Source organism: Nocardioides limicola (assembly GCF_016827675.1).
Taxonomy (GTDB): Bacteria; Actinomycetota; Actinomycetes; order Propionibacteriales; family Nocardioidaceae; genus Nocardioides; species Nocardioides limicola.
Window position 1 is genome coordinate 262,803 of record NZ_JAERJA010000004.1, and the last position, 19,717, is coordinate 282,519.

The 19,717-nt window shown below is 70.4% G+C and carries 17 protein-coding genes; 8 read left to right on the plus strand and 9 right to left on the minus strand.

The genetic code is table 11. The annotated features are described in order from the left end of the window. The first annotated feature begins 55 nt into the window (after positions 1 to 55). The 3 genes from JKG67_RS10765 to JKG67_RS10775 are packed head-to-tail and all read left to right on the plus strand — an operon-like array spanning position 56 to position 1,658. A complete protein-coding gene (locus JKG67_RS10765; protein ID WP_203337296.1) occupies positions 56 to 424 on the plus strand; it encodes an ArsR/SmtB family transcription factor in 369 nt (122 codons plus the stop codon). Then, entirely contained in the window at positions 421 to 1,137 is a 717-nt protein-coding gene (locus tag JKG67_RS10770; RefSeq protein ID WP_203337297.1) for a cation diffusion facilitator family transporter, read from the plus strand. The genes JKG67_RS10765 and JKG67_RS10770 overlap by 4 nt, the downstream gene beginning before the upstream one ends. 20 nt (positions 1,138 to 1,157) lie before the next feature. After that, complete coding sequence (locus tag JKG67_RS10775; RefSeq protein ID WP_203337298.1) at positions 1,158 to 1,658, plus strand: O-acetyl-ADP-ribose deacetylase; 501 nt, start codon at positions 1,158 to 1,160, stop codon at positions 1,656 to 1,658. A 9-nt stretch (positions 1,659 to 1,667) separates the two neighbouring features. Here JKG67_RS10775 and serC read toward each other — a convergent pair whose 3' ends face one another. Further along, complete coding sequence (gene serC / locus JKG67_RS10780) at positions 1,668 to 2,789, minus strand: phosphoserine transaminase (RefSeq protein ID WP_203337299.1); 1,122 nt, start codon at positions 2,787 to 2,789, stop codon at positions 1,668 to 1,670. Between the two features lie 94 nt (positions 2,790 to 2,883). Between serC and JKG67_RS10785 the strand changes: the two genes are divergently transcribed. After that, the gene (locus JKG67_RS10785) at positions 2,884 to 3,792 is read left to right on the plus strand and encodes a GNAT family N-acetyltransferase (RefSeq protein WP_238998258.1); all 909 of its coding nucleotides are present in this window, start codon (positions 2,884 to 2,886) and stop codon (positions 3,790 to 3,792) included. On the opposite strand, the gene JKG67_RS10790 is transcribed toward JKG67_RS10785, so the two are convergent. From JKG67_RS10790 to JKG67_RS10800, 3 genes are read right to left on the minus strand one after another with little or no spacing between them, the layout of a single operon-like run. Beyond that, positions 3,780 to 4,466: a TIGR03943 family putative permease subunit gene (locus JKG67_RS10790; RefSeq protein WP_203337300.1), complete on the minus strand. Its 687-nt coding sequence runs from the start codon at positions 4,464 to 4,466 to the stop codon at positions 3,780 to 3,782. The genes JKG67_RS10785 and JKG67_RS10790 overlap by 13 nt on opposite strands. Next, positions 4,463 to 5,467, minus strand: a complete 1,005-nt coding sequence (locus JKG67_RS10795) for a permease (protein WP_203337301.1) — start codon at positions 5,465 to 5,467, stop codon at positions 4,463 to 4,465. The genes JKG67_RS10790 and JKG67_RS10795 overlap by 4 nt, the downstream gene beginning before the upstream one ends. A 26-nt stretch (positions 5,468 to 5,493) precedes the next feature. Continuing rightward, positions 5,494 to 6,600: a citrate synthase 2 gene (locus JKG67_RS10800; protein ID WP_203337302.1), complete on the minus strand. Its 1,107-nt coding sequence runs from the start codon at positions 6,598 to 6,600 to the stop codon at positions 5,494 to 5,496. Positions 6,601 to 6,752: 152 nt separating this feature from the next. Between JKG67_RS10800 and pdxH the strand changes: the two genes are divergently transcribed. Together pdxH and JKG67_RS19070 are read left to right on the plus strand one after the other, a co-directional pair. Then, positions 6,753 to 7,469: a pyridoxamine 5'-phosphate oxidase gene (pdxH, locus tag JKG67_RS10805; protein ID WP_203337303.1), complete on the plus strand. Its 717-nt coding sequence runs from the start codon at positions 6,753 to 6,755 to the stop codon at positions 7,467 to 7,469. 405 nt (positions 7,470 to 7,874) lie between these two features. Then, a complete protein-coding gene (locus tag JKG67_RS19070; protein WP_203337304.1) occupies positions 7,875 to 9,341 on the plus strand; it encodes a sensor histidine kinase in 1,467 nt (488 codons plus the stop codon). Positions 9,342 to 9,345: 4 nt separating this feature from the next. On the opposite strand, the gene JKG67_RS10815 is transcribed toward JKG67_RS19070, so the two are convergent. Beyond that, positions 9,346 to 9,978 (minus strand): response regulator, encoded by a 633-nt coding sequence (locus JKG67_RS10815; RefSeq protein WP_203337305.1) that lies wholly within the window; start codon positions 9,976 to 9,978, stop codon positions 9,346 to 9,348. 148 nt (positions 9,979 to 10,126) lie between these two features. Between JKG67_RS10815 and JKG67_RS10820 the strand changes: the two genes are divergently transcribed. After that, positions 10,127 to 10,810, plus strand: a complete 684-nt coding sequence (locus JKG67_RS10820) for an iron-dependent transcriptional repressor DtxR (RefSeq protein WP_203337306.1) — start codon at positions 10,127 to 10,129, stop codon at positions 10,808 to 10,810. 21 nt (positions 10,811 to 10,831) lie between these two features. Here the strand turns inward: JKG67_RS10820 and JKG67_RS10825 are convergent, their stop codons facing one another. The 3 genes from JKG67_RS10825 to JKG67_RS10835 form a co-directional block, all read right to left on the minus strand. Continuing rightward, positions 10,832 to 11,677, minus strand: coding sequence for a Sir2 family NAD-dependent protein deacetylase (locus tag JKG67_RS10825; RefSeq protein ID WP_203337307.1), 846 nt, complete (start codon positions 11,675 to 11,677; stop codon positions 10,832 to 10,834). Beyond that, positions 11,674 to 11,943, minus strand: a complete 270-nt coding sequence (locus tag JKG67_RS10830) for a DUF2277 domain-containing protein (RefSeq protein WP_203337308.1) — start codon at positions 11,941 to 11,943, stop codon at positions 11,674 to 11,676. The genes JKG67_RS10825 and JKG67_RS10830 overlap by 4 nt, the downstream gene beginning before the upstream one ends. A 75-nt stretch (positions 11,944 to 12,018) precedes the next feature. Continuing rightward, on the minus strand, positions 12,019 to 13,959 hold the full coding sequence (locus JKG67_RS10835; RefSeq protein ID WP_203337309.1) for a beta-propeller domain-containing protein: 1,941 nt from the start codon (positions 13,957 to 13,959) through the stop codon (positions 12,019 to 12,021). A gap of 312 nt (positions 13,960 to 14,271) precedes the next feature. Here JKG67_RS10835 and JKG67_RS10840 point away from each other — a divergent pair, with 312 nt between their 5' ends. Continuing rightward, positions 14,272 to 18,060, plus strand: a complete 3,789-nt coding sequence (locus JKG67_RS10840; protein WP_203337310.1) for a DUF7927 domain-containing protein — start codon at positions 14,272 to 14,274, stop codon at positions 18,058 to 18,060. 21 nt (positions 18,061 to 18,081) lie between these two features. Here the strand turns inward: JKG67_RS10840 and JKG67_RS10845 are convergent, their stop codons facing one another. Further along, on the minus strand, positions 18,082 to 19,614 hold the full coding sequence (locus JKG67_RS10845; RefSeq protein ID WP_203337311.1) for a TetR/AcrR family transcriptional regulator: 1,533 nt from the start codon (positions 19,612 to 19,614) through the stop codon (positions 18,082 to 18,084). Positions 19,615 to 19,717 lie beyond the last annotated feature (103 nt).

Sequence of the window (19,717 nt, forward strand, 5' to 3'; positions counted from 1 at the left end):
GCGGCTGCCCACATAGCCTTGCGCAATCACTCCGAGATAGCGATATCATCGTCATATGGCGATGAAACTCCAGGGGCTGGACGCGGGAATCGATGAGCAGGCCGCGAGCAGAGCGGCGGCCTGCCTGTTCCGGGGGATGAGCGACCCCTCGCGGGTGGCGATCCTGCAGCAGCTGCTGCTCGGCGAGCACAACGTGGTCGAGCTGACCACGCACCTCGGCCTGGCCCAGTCGACGGTCTCGAAGCACCTGGCCTGCCTGCGTGACTGCGGACTCGTGGACTCCCGTCCTCTCGGGCGCTCCTCGGTCTTCTCCGTGACGCACCCGGCGGCGGTGCAGCAGGTGTTCGCCGCCGCCGAGGGGCTCCTCGCCGCCACCGGGGACGCCGTGGTCCTGTGCGCCACCTACGGCGACGGAGCCCGGTGAGCTCGCGGACCACCGCTGCCGCACCGACGCTCACGCCCGCGCGCCGTCGGCAACTCGGCCGGCGTGCTCAACTGCTGGCGGCGGCCTCGGTGTCCTACAACGCGGTCGAGGCCGTGGTCGCCATCAGCGCCGGCCTGGTGGCCGGGTCGATCGCACTGGTCGGGTTCGGTCTCGACTCCATCGTCGAGGTCAGCAGCGGCCTGATCATCCTCTGGCAGTTCCGCCATCCGATTCCCGAGTCGCGTGAACGCCGGGCGCTGCGGCTGATGGCACTCTCCTTCTTCGCGCTCGCCGGCTATGTGGCCTTCGAGGCCGTGCGCGGCCTGGCTTCGGGACATGAGCCGGAACCGTCCGGGGTCGGGATCGGGCTGGCAACGGCCTCGCTGCTGATCATGCCGTTCCTCTCCTGGGCACAGCGCCGCACCGGTCGCAGCCTCGGCTCCGACGCCGTCGTCGCGGACTCCACGCAGACCCTGCTGTGCACCTACCTGTCGGCTGTGCTCCTGCTCGGCCTGGTGCTCAATGCCACGTTGGGGTGGACCTGGGCGGACCCGGTCGCGGGCCTGGTGATCGCCGCGGTCGCCGTGCGCGAAGGGCTCGGGGCGTGGCGCGGCGAGGGCTGCGGCTGCGCCGGAGCCCCGGCGTACGATGGCGCGGAGGCGGTGGCCGCGAGCAGCGCCGACACCTGCTGCACCTCCGCCGCCGAGGGCTGATCGCCGAGGGGAGAGGCGCCGTGCAGATCACTCTGATCACCGGGGACATCACCGTGCAGCGGGTCGACGCGGTGGTCAACGCCGCCAACTCGCGGATGCGCGGCGGTGGCGGCGTCGACGGAGCCATCCACGCCGCGGGTGGGCCGGCGATCCTGGCCGACTGCGTCGCTCGTTTCCCCGACGGGCTGCCGACCGGGCAGGCGGGCTGGACCACCGCCGGGGAGCTGCCGGCGCGCTGGGTGATCCATGTGGTCGGCCCCAACCGGCATGCCGGGCAGACCGACCGCGGACTGTTGACCTCGTGCTACGCCAACGCGCTCGCCGTCGCGGACCAGCTCGAGGTGGCCACCCTGGCCGTGCCCCTGATCAGCGCCGGTGTCTACGGGTGGCCGATCGACGACGCCGCGCGCGCGGCGGTGGAGACGCTGCGCCGGACCCCGAGCGACGTCGTCGAGACGCGCCTGGTCGCCTTCAATCACGCCGCCGAGACGGCCCTGAGGGCCGCCCTCGACGACGTCTGACCGCTCGGCTCAGAGGCGTTCGACGATGTAGTCGATGCAGCCGGTGAGGGCCTCCACGTCGGCCGGGTCGATCGCGGGGTACATGGCGATCCGCAGCTGGTTGCGGCCGAGCTTGCGGTACGGCTCGGTGTCCACGATCCCGTTGGCCCGCAGTGTCTTCGCGATCGCGGCAGCGTCGATGCTGTCATCGAAGTCGATGGTGCCGATCACCAGCGAACGGTGCGCCGCATCGACGACGTACGGGGTGGTGTACGACGTCTTCTCGGCCCAGCCGTAGAGGGCGTCCGAGGACGCGGTGGTGCGGGCCACCATCGCGTCGATGCCGCCCAGGGAGTTCATCCAGTCCAACTGCTCGGCCATCAGGAACAGGGTGGCCACCGACGGGGTGTTGTAGGTCTGGTTCTTCGCCGAGTTGTCGATCGCGGTCGGCAGGTCGAAGAAGGCCGGCACCCAGCGTCCGCTGGCGGCGATCTCCGCGGCGCGCTCCAGCGCGGCCGGCGACATGATCGAGATCCACAGGCCGCCGTCGGAGGCGAAGCACTTCTGCGGAGCGAAGTAGTAGGCGTCCACCTGGGTGAGGTCCACCGGCAGACCGCCGGCGCCTGAGGTGGCGTCGACAAGGACCAGGGCGTCGGCTGCGGCTCCGTCGACCCGCTGCACCGGCGCCATCACCGCGGTCGAGGTCTCGTTCTGGGCCCAGGCATAGACGTCCACATCGGCCTCGGCGACCGGAGTGGGCCGGCTGCCGGGCTCGCTGGTGATCACGCTGGGGTCGGCCAGGAACGGCGCCGCTTGGGCGGCCTTGGCGAACTTCGACGAGAACTCGCCGAAGCTCAGGTGCTGGCTCTTGGAGCGGATGAGGCCGAAGGTGGCGATGTCCCAGAACGCGGTCGCGCCGCCGTTGCCCAGCACGACCTGATGCCCCTCGGGGATCGCGAACAACTCCCGCAGCCCCTCGCGGACCCGGCCGACCGTCTCCTTCACCGGCGCCTGCCGGTGCGAGGTGCCCATCAGCGAGTCGCCGGTCGCGGCCAGCGCGTCGAGGTGGGAGGTCTGGATCTTCGACGGGCCGGCGCCGAACCGGCCGTCGGCGGGAAGCAGGTCGGTGGGGATGGTGAGCTGGTCGGTCACGTGGAACCTCTCGAGTGTCGAGGTGGGTGGGACGGTGACGCCGCTGTCAGCCGGGGCCTATTGTGTCACCCGGGGGCACACACGACCGAACCGCATGTACGACGAGACGACGCTGACGATGACCCCCTCCTGGCTCCGCGCCACCGCCCGGCTTGCCGGCGTACTGCTGGCTGCTGCCGGGTTGCTGCTGCTCGGCCTCGGATTGGGTGAGTACGTCGGTCACCTCGACCAGGCGCCGGGCGCCGCGCGGGTCGGGCTGGTGCCCGCCGCTTCGGGTCTGGTGGCGCTGACTCTGGGCCTGTTGCTGGCCGGCCGGATCGCGTCGCCACCTGCGCCGCCGACGGCACTGGGGGCGGCACTGGGGGCGGCGGCGGCAGCGGCAGCGGCGCCGACGGACGCACCGGCAGCGGCGCCGACGGACTGGCAGGTGGTTGCGGTGCCGATCGGCCACCGCGACGCGCAGCGGCTGATCGCGCAGGTGCAGGAGGAGTACACCCGGCGCTACGGCGGACCCGACGAGAGCCCCATCGACGAGGCGGAGTTCGTCGGCCCGCGCGGTGGCTTCCACCTGGGCTACTGCGACGGGGTGCCGGTGGCCACCGGAGGGTGGCGGCTGCGTGACGACGTGACCGCGCTGGAGGGTCGCACCGCCGGTGAGATCAAGCGGATGTATGTCGTCCCCGACGTCCAGCGGCGAGGCTTCGGCCGACGGATGCTGGCGCTGCTGGAGCAGGAGATCCGCACCGCCGGCGGCGACGTGGTGATCCTGGAGACCGGCATCCGTCAACCCGAGGCGATCGGGCTGTACACGGCCAGCGGCTATGTCCCGATCGACGGCTACGGCCACTACCGGGACTCACCGGAGTCGCGCTGCTTCGGCAAGCGACTGCTGCCGCAGGTGCCGGCGCCACGTCCGGCCGAGGACCAGCAGAGCGTGGCCGAGGATCAGCAGAGCGCGGCGGGGGACCAGCAGAGCGCTGCGGGGGACCCTCAGTACTCGTAGGGCTGCGGCGGCTCGGCGATCTCGGAGACTCGTTCGGCGCGCACCGCCTGCACCACGGTGAGCGGGTCCTGGGCGGGGTCGGGCTCGACCCAGGTGCCGATCACCTGGACCCAGGTGTCCCGGGCGGGGCGGGGGCCGTCGGCGTGCACCTGCACGGTGAGCGCATACGCGTCGGCGGCGCAGCAGCTCATCGTGATCCGGCTGACCGACCAGCCGTCCTCGCGGTGGCTGACGAAGCCCTCCAGCAGCACTCGGCGGTCCGCCAGTGACCGATCCGGGTCGTAGTCGGCGTAGCTGAGGAACATCCCCAGCGTCAACGGCAGCGGGTCCTCGTCGAGCAGCGGAGCCATCACTCCGCTGGCCTGCGGTGTCTGCCCGCCGGAACGCTCCGCGACGTACGAGCCCAGCGCCGGCGGGCTGATCGCGAACGCGACCGCCACCGGGGCCAGCATCAGCCAGGTCGCGGCCGGCACCCCGTGCTGGTGGTGCTCCTCCTGGTTGCGTCGTTGCGCCCAGGCCAGCAGCAGCGGAACGACCAGCAGGAAGGTGCCGCAGACCAGCAGCGGCCAGAACATCCAATCCTTGACGAAACGGACGTGCGCGCCCTCCAGACAGATCTTGAGCACGAACGCGCCGATCACCGTGACCACCAGCGTCTGTGTTGTCCGGTTCACAGCAACCACCATCCCACCAGCACGGCAGAGATGACAGCCACCGCGAACGTCAGCGGCGCGAACCGGACCGCGAAGGCACGGCCGAAGGTGCCCGACTGCATCGCCGCCAGCTTCACGTCGATGGCCGGCCCGACCACCATGAAGGCCAACTGTGCGGTGGGGGAGAAACTCGACATGCTCGCCGCGACGAAGGCGTCGGCCTCGGAGCAGATCGCGATCAGGAACGCGAAGAGCGCCATCACCAAGATGCCGAGCCAGAACGACTCGGCGACGCTGTCGACCACCTGGCGGGGGACCAGCACGTTGATGCTGGCGGCGATCATCGCGCCCAGCACCAGGAAGCCACCGGCATGGAGGAAGTCGTGCTGCGCCGAGCCGAGGAACCGGACCAGCTTCGGTTGGCCGGCGTCCGGGGGGAGTTTCGGCAGTCGCATCGGCACCTTGCCGCCCAACGTCAGCCACAGCCACCCCATCACCAGGGCCACCGAGAGTGAGGCGACGAAGCGGGCCAGCACCATCTCCGGCTGACCCGGGAAGGCGACCGCAGTGGAGACAAGCACGATCGGGTTGATGGCGGGCGCGGACAGCAGGAAGGTGAGCGCCGCCGCCGGGGGGACGCCACGGCGGATCAGGCTGCCCGAGATCGGCACCGAGGCGCACTCGCAGCCGGGCAGCGCCATCCCGGAGAGGCCGGCCACCGGCACTGCCAGCCCGGAACGTTTGGGGACCACGGCGGCCAGCACCCGCTCGGACAGCAGCACGGAGATGAAGCTGGCCAGCAACACCCCACCGACCAGGAACGGCAGCGCCTGCACCACGATCGCGACGAACATGGTGCTCCAGGCCTGCAGCGGACGGAAGTCCAGCAGGTCGATCAGCCAGCGCTGGGACAGCAGCGTCCCCATCAGGATGATGGCGACGAGCTCGGTCTGCCCGAGCAGCCGGCGGCGGGTCGCCGGCGCAGCAGTCGACCGACCGCTGCTGGTCTCGGTGCCGTCCATCCGCCTGCCTTGGTGTGGGGTGGGACTCAGACGGTAGCCCAGTCGGGGTTCCAGCCGGCGATCTCGGAGGCGGGTCGGGTGCCCGGTCCGGTATAGATCGCCGAGGGGCGGATCAGGCGGCCGGTCTTCTTCTGCTCCAGGATGTGCGCCGACCAGCCCCCGGTACGGGCGCAGGTGAACATCGAGGTGAACATGTGGGCCGGGACCTCGGCGAAGTCCAGCACGATCGCCGCCCAGAACTCGACGTTGGTCTCCAGGACCCGGTCAGGGCGGCGGGCCCGCAGTTCCTCCAAGGCGGCCTTCTCCAGCGCCTCGGCGACCTCGTAGCGGGGGGCACCGAGCTCCTTGGCGGTACGACGCAGCACCCGCGCGCGGGGGTCCTCGGCGCGGTAGACGCGGTGCCCGAAGCCCATCAGCCGCTCACCGGAGTCCAGGAGCTGCTTGACGTAGCCGGTCGCGTCGCCGGACTTCTCCACGTCTTCGATCATGCCCAGCACCCGGGACGGGGCGCCGCCGTGCAGCGGGCCACTCATCGCGCCGATGGCTCCGGAGAAGGCAGCAGCCACGTCGGCGCCGGTGGAGGTGATCACCCGGGCGGTGAAGGTGGAGGCGTTCATGCCGTGCTCGGCAGCGCTGGACCAGTAGGCGTCGATGGCGTGCGCGTGCTTGGGGTCGGACTCGCCCTTCCAGCGGATCAAGAACTTCTCGGCCAGCGTGCTGCCCTCGTCGACGACCTTCTGCGACACCACCGGCTTGTCGATGCCGCGCGCGGACTGGGCGGCATAGGAGAGCACCATCACCGCGACCCGGGACAGGTCCTCGCGGGCCTGCTCGTCGCTGATGTCATAGGTCTGACCGAAGCCGAGCATCGGGGCCAGCATCGCGATCGCGGCCTGGACGTCGACACGGACGTCACCGGTGTGCACGGGGAGGGTGACCGCCTCGGCGGGCGGCAGCCCGGGGTCATAGCCGCCGTCGATCAGCAGCCCCCAGACCTTCTCGAACGGGACCCGGCCGGCCAACTCCTCGATGTCGACGCCGCGGTAACGCAGCGCTGACCCTTCCTTGTCGGGCTCCGCGATCTGGGTCTCGAACGCGACTACGCCTTCCAAACCGTGCTGGATCTCGGCCATGGGTGGGGCTCCTTTGCACTCCGGTCACCAGCCCGGGGGTTGTCGGACCGGCTGGCGGCAACCTCGCCGCCCCCGGCATTCTGCCCCGAGATCGGCCCGGGCGCACATGCAGGGGTTCAGCCACCGGACATACCAGGGCTAGGGTCGCCACCATGTCGAGGGCCGAGGAGATCGCCGCGCTGCGGCGCGAGTACGCCGACGCCGGGCTGGATGAGACCGCGCTGGCCGGCGACCCGTTCGTGATGTTCCGACGCTGGTTCGACGAGGCCCGCGCCGCCGGTCTTCATGAGCCCAACGCGATGGTGGTGTCCACCGTCTCAGCCACCGGGGAGCCCTCCTCGCGGATGGTGTTGTTGAAGGTCTTCGACGAGCGCGGCTGGGGCTTCTTCACCAACCTGGAGTCAGCGAAGGGTCACGACCTGGCCGGCAACCCTGCCTGCGCGCTGCTGTTCCCGTGGCATCCGTTGGAACGGCAGGTGCGGATCACCGGCACCGCCAGCCAGCTGTCGCGCGAGGAGGTCGCGGACTACTTCGCCGGTCGTCCCAGGGGCGCCCAGGTGGGGGCGTGGGCGTCTCCCCAGAGCGACGTGGTCGCCGACCGGGCGGCGTTGGACACGTCGTACCAGGCGGTCGCGGAGCGGTTCGCGGGCGTCGAGCCGCTGCCGGTGCCCGACCACTGGGGCGGGTACGTCGTGGAGCCGCACGCCGTCGAGTTCTGGCAGGGCCGCCCCGGTCGGATGCACGACCGACTCCGCTACCTCCGCACGCCCCCCACCCCCACGACCCCCACCCACACGCCCCCCACCCACACGCCCCCCACCCACACGCCCCCCACCCCCACCTGGACCATCGAACGCCTCGCCCCCTGACGAAGTGGGGTTTGTGGCCGCGCGAAGTGGGGTTTGTGGCCAGCCGAGGTGTGGTTTGTGGCCGCCACGGCCCCGGAAATGGGACAACCCGCAGGTGTGCGTCGTACGACGCTCTCCGCTGGACGTCGGCGGAGCACCTGCGGGCCGGGTAGTCGCCCTTGGATTGCTGCTGGCGCAGTTGCGCGTCAGCGGGCAACCACCTCACGCGTCCGATAGAAATTCACGCTTCGGACCACCTCCTTTCCCGTGTGGACTCCCACGGTAGAGGTGGCGAGCGGCTGGATCAACGGCTTTTCCGGCGTGGCCAGAAACCCCACCTCGGCTGGCCACAAACCCCACGTCGCGCGTCCAGAAACCCCACCTCGGCCGGCCACAAACCCCACTTCGGCGGGGTACGGTGCCGGGGTGGCAGGGAGCGGGTCGACGAGCGGCGGGGTGGGGGAGTCCAGTGGGGTGGGGGAGTCCAGTGGGGTGGGGGACGCCGACTCCGAGCTGCGTGAGGTGCTCCGCGGGATCGTGGTGTCTGCCTGCACCCTGACCGGGGCCAGCGCCGGCGAGTTGGCGCTCCACCACGCCGACGGGGCCCTGAGCGGGGCGATCACCCACCGCACCGTCACCGCTGACCCGAAACACCGGCGTGGCCTACGGTCACACGGCACCGAGGCCGCCGGGTCAGTGGCCGACGTGCGGGTGCGCGGCGCCGTCCAGGGTGAGCTCCGGGTCTGGGGCAGGTCGACCGGCTTCACCGACCACGACCGGGTGGTCCTGGACACGCTCGCCGGGACTGCCGGCGTCATTCTCGGCCACGCCCGCGCCTATGCGCTGAGCGAGCAGCGCCGCCGACTGCTCGAGGCGACCACGCTGGTCGCCGAAGCGCTGCAACCGCCGGTCCGCCTCGACGAGGCCTTCGGCCAGGTGGTGCTCGGCGCCCGAGTGCTCACCGGCGCCATAGCCGCCGCAGTCGTGCACCTGCTCCCCGACGGTGTCCAGATCGCTGCCGGTGGCGGGCCCGCGATGCAGCAGATCAGGGCACTGCTCGACGCCGACGAGGCCCAACTGCGCGAGCCGGGCTCCGGCGCGCGCATCGTGGTCCGGGGTCGTGACACCTGGGTGCTGGTGCCGCTGCGCGCCCACCTGGCCCACCCCGGAGTTCTGGTCCTGGCCGTCGACCCGACACACCGGATCGACGACGGTGAACTGGAGGTGCTCACCGCGTACGGCGATCAGGCGTCGCTGTCCCTGGACCGCGCCCAGGCCCTGGTGGACCGCCGCGAGTTGCTGCTGACCGCCGATCGGGAGCGGATCGCCCGCGACCTTCACGATGTGGTGATCCAGCGGCTCTTCGCCACCGGACTGCAACTCCAGGGGGCCCGCCGGCTCACCGCCGACCCGGACGTGATCAGCCGACTCGACGGCGCGGTCAACGAGCTCGATGTGACCATCCGGGAGATCCGGGCCAGCATCTTCGAGTTGCAGAACCGGCAGCAGGCGTCGCTGCGCACCGACCTCACCTCGCTGGCCCGTGAGTACGCCGCGACCCTGGGTTTCGTGCCCACCCTGCGCACCGTGGGTCCGCTGGACCTCAACGTGACCCCGACCGCGGCGGCGCAGTTGATGACGGTGCTGCGCGAGGCGCTGTCCAACGTGGCCCGGCACGCTCGTGCGGGCAGTTGCGAGATCGAGGTCTCGGCCGACGAGCACTGGTTGCAGTTGCTGGTCACCGACGACGGGGTCGGGCTGCCTCCGGAGCGTCAGGAGAGCGGGCTGCGCAACGCTCGGACCCGTGCCGTCGAGGCGGGTGGCACCTTGACTCTGGGGGCCGGGACCAGTGGCGGGGCTCGCCTGACCTGGCGGATCCCGGTGGATGCCTGAGCGTTCAGCTGAGCAGTTTGGAGGCCAGCACCGCGGCCTGGGTGCGTCGCTGTAGGCCCAACTTCGCCAGCAGGCCGGACACGTTGTTCTTGACCGTCTTCTCGGCCAGGAACAGTTTCTCGCCGATCTGGCGGTTGGTCAGCCCCTCGGCGATCAGCTCGAGGATCTGCCGCTCACGCTGGTTCAGGGCGGCCAGTTCGGCCGGCTGCTCAGGCTCCCCGTCGCGGACCCGGGCGATCACCCGCGCGGTGAGTGAGGGGTCGATGGTGGACTGGCCCGCGGCCACCCGGCGGACCGAGTCCAGCAGCGCCGGACCGTCGATCTGCTTGAGCAGGTAGCCGGCCGCACCAGCCAGGATCGCCGCGAAGAGTGCCTCGTCGTCGTCGTAGGAGGTGAGGATCAGCGCCCGGATGTCGGGGTTGGCCGAGCGTACGTCGCGACACACGTCGACACCGCTGCCGTCGGGCAGGCGCCCGTCGAGGACCGCCACGTCCGGGGCCAGGGCGAGGATCTGCTCGGCAGTGCCCTCGACCACCCCGGCCTCGCCGACCACCTCGATGTCGTCCTCGGACTCCATCAGGTCGCGCAGGCCACGTCGCACGACCTCGTGGTCGTCGAGCAGGAAGATGCGGATCATCCGGCCATTGTGTCTGATCCAGCGACGCTCCGTCGCGACGTTGGGTCGGACCGGCATCGTTCCCTGTCAAAGTGAGCCGAACGGACAACGTTCCGGGACCTTCGGCCCACCGGCCGTGCCGGGAGGGACGATGGGACACAATGGGGGCGTGAGCGATCTCATCGACACCACCGAGATGTACCTCCGGACCATCTATGAACTGGTCGAGGAGGGAATCGTCCCGTTGCGGGCGCGGATCGCCGAGCGCCTGCACCAATCGGGGCCGACCGTCTCCCAGACGGTGGCCCGGATGGAGCGCGACGGCTTGCTGACGGTCGAGGGCGACCGGCACCTGGAGTTCACCGAGGAGGGTCGCCGGCTGGCCACTCGGGTGATGCGCAAGCACCGGCTCGCCGAGCGGCTGCTGACCGATGTCATCGGCCTGGACTGGGAGCACGTGCACGCGGAGGCGTGCCGCTGGGAGCACGTGATGAGTGAGGCGGTGGAACGCCGCCTGATCGAGTTGCTCGACCACCCCACCGAGTCGCCGTACGGCAACCCGATCCCGGGTCTGGAGGAGCTGGGTCAGGACCGCGGCGAGGACTTCATGGAGGGCGTTGAGTCGCTCGCTCAGGTGGCCGGGCCCACCGAGGCCAGGGTCCGGGTCCGGCGCATCTCCGAGGAGATGCAGAAGGACGAGGACCTGATGAGCGCGCTGCACCGCGTCGGTGCCACGCCGGACAAGTCGGTGACCGTGGTGGCCACCGACGAGGGCGTCCTGGTCGGCTCGGGCGGCGAGACCGCCGAGATCGTCCCCGAGGCGGCCGAGCACATCTTCGTACGCCGTACCTGAGGCGTTCGCACGCGCGCGTTCTCAGACGCGGGCCGGTGCCCGCCGATGCGCGGCCAGCAGGGTGAGGAACTCGCTGCATCCTGCCCCCAGCCGCAGGGTGGCGGCGGCGTCGCCCCGGGTGGCGCCACGGTTGACGATGACCACGTCCACACCGGCGGCGGCGGCCCGTTTCACGAAGCGCAGCCCGCTCATCACCGTCAACGACGAGCCGACCACCAGCAGCGCACCGCCGTTGGTGGCGAGCGCATCGACGGCCTCCAGGCAACGCTGCACCCGGCCACGGGGGACGTTCTCACCGAAGAAGACCACATCGGGTTTGAGGCGCCCTCCACACGCCTCACAGCCGGGTACGACGAAGCTCGCGGTGGCGGCCAGCTCCACGTCCCCGTCGGGTCGCGCGGGTGCCGCCGCGTGAATGGTGAGGAAGTCGGGGTTGGCTGCGGTGAGCCGGTCCTGAAGTCGGGCCCGCGGGGAGGAGGCCCGGCAGTCGAGGCAGACCACGTCGGAGACCCGGCCGTGCAGGGCGACCATCGGCTGCTGCCCACTGGCCTCGTGCAGGCCGTCGACGTTCTGGGTGATCAGGAGGTCGATCGCCGGGGTCGCGGCCAGCGCCCGGTGGCCGGCGTTGGGTGTGGCGTGCCCGATCCGCTGGTAGCCCAGGTGGCTGCGCGCCCAGTACCGCTGCTGGGCGGCCGGTGAGGAGACGAACTCCTGGAAGGTCATCGGTCGTCGATCCGGCGCCCCGGGGCCGCGGTAGTCGGGGATCCCGGAGTCGGTGCTCACTCCGGCGCCGGTCAGCACCACCAGCCGGCGGTCGGCCAACGCCGCCAGGGTAGTGGTCAGCGACGTCGACGCGGCCGTGGTCATCGGGCGTAGCGCACCGCGGCCCGGGCGCGCGCCTTCTCGGCCTCGACCTCCCGGTCCTTCGGTGGTGCGCTGGTCACCAGGGAGTCGACCAGCCGTCGGGTGGCGGCGGTGATCTCGGCGACGGCGGCATCGAAGGCCGCCTGGTTGGCCAGCGAGGGTTTGGTGCTGCCGCTGACCTTGCGGACGAACTGCAGCGCCGCGGCGGCGACCTCGTCGTCGGTGGCCGGGGGTTCGAAGTTGTGGAGCGGGCGGATGTTGCGGCACATGCCTTCAGGGTACGCAGCGTGTGGCGCTCCCGCAGGTGCAGCGCCTTCGTCGTTGGCGCTGAGGCTCGGCCGCTCTCACAGGTCCAGGAAGGCCACCTCGTCGCCGGTCACCAGCACCACCTGGCCGTTGTTGACCGGCATCAGCCGGACGCGGTCGATGTCGCGGCCGTACTCGACCTCGACCAGCCGGTCGTGCAACCGGCCGCCGCGCACCTCGAGCACCGACACCCAGCCGGTGCGACCCCGCCACCCGTCGGAGATCACCGTCAGCGCGGTACGCCGGCCGGGCAGCCAGGTGAACTGGCGCGGATCGCGTCCCGCTCCGGCCTGGGTGCCCCGGTCGTACTTGATCGTGGAGACCCGCTTGGGGTCGGTCATGTCGGCGAGGTCGAAGAGCGCCACCTGGGCGCCGCGCAGTCGGCCGTTGCGCTCGTTGGCGTCCTGGCCGACGCCGATGATCCGTCGCCCACCGAGGGGGTGCAGGTACTCGGAGAAGCCGGGGATCTTCAGCTCACCCAGCAGCACCGGTGCCGTGGCGTCGCGCAGGTCGATGACGTAGAGCGGGTCCACGGTGCGGAAGGTCACCAGCACCGCCATCTCGTCGAACCAGCGCACCGACTTGATGTCCTCGTTGACGCCGAGTTTGTCCACCCGACCGACCTCGACCAGTTCGGCTCCGTCCTCGGTCAAGGTGATCACCGAGTTGAAGTTGCCGGTCTCCTCGGTGGCTCCCACAGCCACCCGCAGCACCCCGTCGGCGGCATCCATCGACCAGCGGTCGGCGACTCGGCCCTTCACCTCGCCGCTGGCCAGGTAGCGGGTGGACAGACCATCCAGGGTGAAGGCGTGCAGGTAGGTGCGGCCGTGGTCGTCCCAGAACTGTGGGGCGATCCGGCCGCGCCCGACCACGTCGATCGGCCATACGGGTGCTCGCCACCATCCGCCGGTGGCCAGGTACATCCGGTCGTGCGAGAAGTAGGCCAGATCCGAGCCGGTGACCAGCCCGGACCGTGTGACGGTGTCGGGGTCCAGGGCGTCGAAGGCGGCGACCACGAGGGTGTCCAGGCCGGAGTCGTCGTCGGGCACTGACACCTCGTCGCAGTCGACGAGTCGTTCGGTGGTCTCGGTGCCGTCGGGGTGCCGGGTGGTGACGGTGGGCAACCAGTCGTCGATGGTGGTTGCCCGGATCAGGTCCCGGTTGTGCTCCAGTGCTGCGGCATAGCCGCGCTGGCGGCGTGGCTGCCGGAAGTCCAGCTCCGGCAAGCCGGCCTGGGCCAGCAGTCGGACGCTGTGGCCGTGTTGTCGGGCGGTGACCAGGGTCGCCGACCAGGTCTGCTCGGAGATCACCGTCATCGAGGCCGGATCGGTCACGTCGAGCACCGTGACCGCGGTGCCCTGCCTCTCCCAGCGGTTCCCGCTGGCCTCGCCGATGACCACCAGCCGGTCGCCGACCAGCAACAGTTCGGCCGCCGGAAGCGCTGTGACCTTCAGTTCGCCGACCTCGACGGGCGCCGCGCCGGTGACGTCGTACGCCGTGATCCGGCCACGGGTGATGCGGAAGAGTCGCTCCCCGTCGGTCTTGACGTGGTCGGGCTCGTCGACGCCGGCCTCCTGCACGTTGGTGCCGGTCGCGCTGTTGGACTGCCCGCTCATCAACGGCTGGGCCCTGTCGGCGGCGACGGCGCGGGAGTCCTCCACCAGGTTGGTGGCGGGCATGCCCGATCTCAGCCCCCACGCCGGCCCCCAGTAGTTCCCCCACCCCGCAGGGCCGACCTGTTCGACCCCCTTGTCCACGTACACCGCGAGCAGGTGGTCGCAGTCGCCGGTCGGGGCCAGCACGCGGCCGCTGCCGGTGAGCCGGATCGGATCGGAGGAGACGTCCGGCCCAGCCACCCCGGGACTGGTTGGGCCGGACGCACCCGGTTCCTCCTGCGGCTGCCCGCCGATGACCATCCCGGCCGTGAACGCGGCCGCAACGGCGAGTGTGGTCGCCGTGGCGACGGTGATCTTGGACATCGGTGCCTCCCGTGGTCAGGGGTGGGACGCGCGCGATGCGTGTTCGGTTCCCGAGTGGGCGACCAACACCCCTGTCCGGGTTCTTTTCCCATGGTGTCCGCTAGCGGTGGTGGTCGAGGCTCTGGGAGATTCCGAGTGGCGCGGAGTTCTCAGGTCGCGCTGATTCGACATTGCCACTCCCGGATCTCGGCTCGGTTGCGCGGCGCCTGGGCTCGGACGGGTGGTGCGGACACGACGGAGGCAACCGGCATGGTGACCCAGACCCACCGACGACACACGTCAACGCGAACGAGGCGGAAGGCGCCGCAGTCGGTGCTCTGGCTGCTGTCATTGCTGCTCCTGGCTGCACTGCTGCCCGCGGGGACGGCCAATGCGGCCGAGGAGCCCACCGAGGCCTCCGTCGAGTTGGCTGCCGCCGGAGCTGAGGTCGACCCCACTGAGGTCGCCGATGCCGCAGGTGAGGAAGCCGTCTCCGAAGCCGATGCCCAGATCGGGGCCGAAGACGAAGCTGCGATCGAGGCCGAGGTCGAGGGTGCAGCCGTGATCGCAGAGGTCGAGACCTCCACCGGTGAGGCGGCCGTTGATACCGACGCCACGGCCGAGGCCGATGCCGACGCGAGAGCTCTGGAGTTGGCCGCCCAGCAGGCTGGGCCGCCGGTCTACGAGATCACTGGTAGTTGGCTGAACGCGCCGACCACCATCGGTCGGGGTGAGCCCGTCGTCGCCGAGTGGCGTGTCAACGTGAACGACTCGGCGGAGCCGCCCGCCAACGAGCCGGTCGAGAACGTCACGGTCGAGTTCACCCTCACCCACGCCCTGTTCGACAGCATCCCGGACATCTGCCGTACCACGGACGTCGAACCGGTCTCCTCGATCACCAACGACGGTCGGACGCTGGTGTGCAACCTCGGCACCGTCGCCATGGGCACTGCCGTGGTGGTGCAGACCCCGGTCGTCGCCGACGGTGCTACCGGTGACCAGATCACCCACGACGGCACCATCGACGGCCAGACGGTGGCACTGCCGCCGATCGAGATCCTGAACGACTTCCGGATGGACATCTACTACGGCCAGAACACCAACCGACAGAACTGGACCCCCGACATCGTCGACCCGACGGCGTCGACCGTGGACATCCAGTGGACGCTGAGGCTCGGGACCGGCTCGGACGTCGGGCCGGACTCAGTGACCTACTCGCTGAACGTGACCGCCGCGGACGGATCCCCGGTGAGTATCGGCTCGGAGTGGCGACAGGACATCGTCGATGACCTCGGCCTGGAGGGTGACTTCACCGGCGGCTGCACCCCGCACGCTTTCGGGGGCGCAGAGGGCCACCCGTTCTCCGCTCGTCCGGACCTCCCTGCCCGCAACGCCAACTTCGTCGACACGTGCACGCTCACCCAGACCGGCCCGAGCACCTTCGCGCTCACCCTGACCGGCATCGACTACTCGCTCCTGCCCGCCCTTGCGCGGGATTCGGCCAACACCTCGCTCGACCCCGATTGGGTGTACGTGGCCGCAGGTTCCCTCTTCTTCGAGGTCGACACCGATGCAGCGGGCTCGATCAACCTGGTGTCGAGCGCGCCGACCTACACCTCGGTCACCGGGCTGGAGTTCACCGATATCGCCGCCAACAACACCACGAACAAGTCCTACACACTGCCGGGCAGTTGGGCGGCCTCGTGGCGCCGGGGGTTCACCGGCTCCGGAGGCACGCAGTGGGACGACACCTACCGGGTGCCGTCGGGCACCGTAGTCCAGGCGCAGTCCCTCAATACGTTCCGTGGTGGGACCGAGAGCGGCGCCTACGGCTCCTGCGTCACCCTCGACACCGCATTCGGCACGTACGTGCCCGGCTCCGCCGTGGTGATGGGCCAGGATGCCGCAGCTCCGCACGCCTTCCACGAACTCGACACCGCCCCGTACGACACGATGCAGTGGTACGTCGGGCCGCAACCCGCTGACCCCGACCAGTTCAGTTGCCAGGGCGCCGCTGGATGGGTGAGTGCCGAGCCGGCCGACCCGACCACCGTGCACGCGGTTCGCGCCACCTGGGACTACTCCCGGTACTCGATCGACAGCTTCGTCCGGCTCGGGGTGTGGGTCCAGTTCGAGGTCGACCCGACCCTGCCGACCGGTCAGGACGTGTGGATGTTCGGCGGGGTGCTTCAGGGCGACGGTCAGTGGGCCGGGCCCGCCTCCGGGAATGCGATCACCTCGACTCCGGACGCCCGCTATCCGAACACGACCGGGCGCCGCGACATCCTGCGCACGGTCAGCGTCCAGCCGACGATCGTCAAGTCGGCTGCGCAGGCGACGGTGACACCGGGCGTTCCGGCCGAGTTCACGCTGACCTATGCCGCCACCGGCTCGGCCATGCTCCCGCCCACCGTCGACGGCTTCCAGATCATCGACACGCTGCCGCTCGGCATGACCTACGAGCCGGGCTCGGCCGACCCCGAGCCGGTGGTGTCGGAGAGCATGGGCCAGCAGGTGCTGACCTGGACCCTCGACGGCGTGCCGACCAACGTCTCCGGACTCTCCCTGACCTATGCGGCGGTGGCCGACAGCAGCGTCGAGCCGGGCAGCCGCCTGACCAACGTGGCCTACGCGAGCTACGACGGTGCGGACTCCCGGCTGGCGAGCGCCACGGTTTCCTTGACCACCAACGGGCACACGCTGATCCTGAAGACCGCCGACGTCGACTACATCCCCAACCGGATGGGCGACGGGGTCGGGACCGGCTCGTGGACGATCCGCATCGATTCGTTCGATCCGCTCCCGCAGGCGTTCACCGACACCATCGACATCCTGCCGTACAACGGTGACGGTCGGGGGACGTCGTTCTCCGGAAGCTACGCACTCGACGAGGTGGTGCTGCCGGATGGGGGGATCGTCTACTACACCGACGCCGACCCGGCGACCCTGACCGACGATCCGGCCGATCCTGCCAACGGCTCCGCCGGCGACCCGTCCGGGAACACGGTGGGCTGGACCACGACGCCCCCTGCCTCACCGACGGCGATCAGGGTGATCGGCGCCGAGTTGGCTCCGGGTGAGTCGTTCGCCTTCGGGGTGGTCATCACCACCGAGGGTGCCCAGCCTCAGGACGTCTACTGGAACCGGGCCCAGGCCCGGGCCGAGCACACCGAACTGGTGATGCGGACCTCGGCACCGCTGGTGGTCACCGACTATCACGTGGTGAAGAGCTCCGACCCCGAATCGGGTTCGGTGGTCAACCCCGGCGACGTCATCACCTACACGATCACGGTGACCCAGGTCGGCGACGTACCGGCGGGAGCGGTGCTCTCCGATGACCTGTCGGCGGTCTTGGACGACGCGGTCTACAACGACGACGTGGCTGCCGATCTCGGCACGGTGGCTCTCTCCGGCGACATGCTCACCTGGGAAGGGGAGGTGCCGGTAGGTGGCACCGCGACGATCACGTACTCGGTCACCGTCAAGGAGTTGGAGGACCTGCAGGCCGACGGCGACGCTGTGCTCACCAACGTGGTGGCCTCGCCGGGTTGCCGGATGCCCGAGCACTGTACGACGACCCATTCGGCGGGGCGGTATGAGTTCTCCAAAACCGCTGACCCCGCCCCCGGGAGCGAGGTGCACGTCGGCGACGTGATCACCTACACGGTCCGCATCGCCGCGACCGTCGGTGCAGTACCGGGCGCGACGATCACCGACGACCTGACCGAGGTTCTCGACGACGCTGTCTGGAATGACGACGTCGACGCGACGAATGGGTCTGCCACGCTCGCCGGGACCTCGTTGACGTGGACGGGCGACCTGGGCGTCGGCGAGGTGGTCACACTCACCTATTCGGTGACGGTCACCGAGGGGGGCGACCGAGAGTTGCGGAACGTGGTGACCAGTGCCGATGAACGGTCTGTCTGTGCGCCGGCCGAGGACGGCAACACCGGGTGCGCGACCACCCACGACCTCACCGACAGAGTCGCCGCGGCTGGGGCACTGCCGGACGTCGGTGGCCCTTCGTGGCTGCCGGCCCTGCTGGCTGCCGCCCTCGTCGGCCTGGGTCTGCTGATGGTGGGGTTCGCTGGTGGTTCGAGGCGGCGCCCGTCGTTGGGGTAGTCCCACGGTGGCCGGCTGGGCTCAGCTGATCAGCGCCGCATAGCCGGCCACCGGGGGTCCGACATCCACCGTGTCGCACAGGGCCTCGATGATCGCCATCAGGCTCACGGCGGTGAGCGAACGCCGTCGACCACCCCAGGTCACCAAGGGCCGCAGCAGCGACGGATCGGTGCGCAGCATCCGGTTCGCTCCGTCGACCAGGATCAGCACCGCGGTGGCCAGTTGCTCGCCGGAGACACCTGGCCGCCGGCGGCGACCGATCCTCCACAGCACCGAGTCGAGCGCCCTGTGCAGGTGGTGCAAGAGCGACTCGTGCTCGCGGTGCAACGGCTCGGTGACCCGGCACTCGTCGAAGTGCGGGGCGAAGGCCAGGAAGCTGACCTGGTTGCGGTGTCTGAGCAGGTGGGCGTGGAGGCGGTCGCCGAGATCAAGCAGCAGCGTGTGCGCCTGGTGAGGGTCCACCCGGTCCGGACAGGCGCGGATCGCCTGGATCAGCCCTCGGCGATCCTGACGGAGGAGGTGGAGGAGCAGGTCGAGTCGCAGGCTGGCCTGGTCGGGCCAGTGGTTGGCCAGTGTCCGGCGGGAGACCCCCGCAGCCCTGGCGAGACTCTCCGCGGTGACGTAGCCGAGCGCTTGCCCGATGCCGGCGTGGTCATAGCCAGTCCGGTGTGCCGCGGCGGCGCCGAGCTCAAGGTAGTGCCGGCGCCGTCCGGTCGGGCTGACTGCCGGGGTGCTCGGGTCGGGCAGGGCGATCCAGGCGTGCTCGTCGCTGGTGCTGCCGGCGCCGTCTTGGAGGAGCAGTCGGCCGATGGCGAACTGGTGGAGTCCGAACATGGTCCGTCCGGCGTCGTCGGCTGACTCATAGGCGGCGCTGTCGAAGTGGAGATGGCGACGGTCGACCAGACGCCCGGTGACCCCGATGCCTTGGCCGGCGATCGTCAGCGCGGCGGCGAGGGATCCGATGCCGATTCCGTCCACACAGCGGTGTCCGGTGGTGGAGAGCAGGTCGCGCAGCTGTGAGGCGAAGCGCAGCTGCCGCCGGCGTCGGCGTGCAGCCAGTTGCCGTCGGGGCCTCTTCTGCCCGGCGTGGCCGACCAGGGCCGTTTCCAGCAGGCACGAGCGGTCCGAGAGCAGCACGGTGTGGACGCCGTCGTAGATCGTGGCGGGGCAGCTGACGGCTGCGGCAAGGTCCCCGTCGAAGCTCCCCGAGTCGGGCGAGGTAGGGCCCCCGGGGAGTGTCCAGTCTGAGTCGACCATGAACCGCAGCAGCTCGTCGTAGTAGTCCTGCCGTGAGGGCCACAGGTGATAGATCGCACTGCGGGTGACCCCCGCTGCCTGGGCGACTGACGAGATGGACACGTGCTCCAACGCGGCGACCGTGCCGGGGCCGCGCTGTGCGAATCGGTTGGCGAGTCCTACCGCGACGTCGAGGTAGTGCTCCCTGCTGCGGGCCGAGCGCCTCCCGCCGGCCGGTGCGGGCTGGGCCGTGGATCGGGCCTCACGCTGGCCGGGGACGAACGCCGTGGCCTCTCGCTCGCTGCCCTCCCGCTCCACGAAAGTAAAGACTATTGCAAAGACAACTACCTTGGGACCAAGGTCCCGTCATGCGAGGGGGCGGTTCGCAGATGCGAGGCGGCCCGCCCCTTGCGGGACGGGC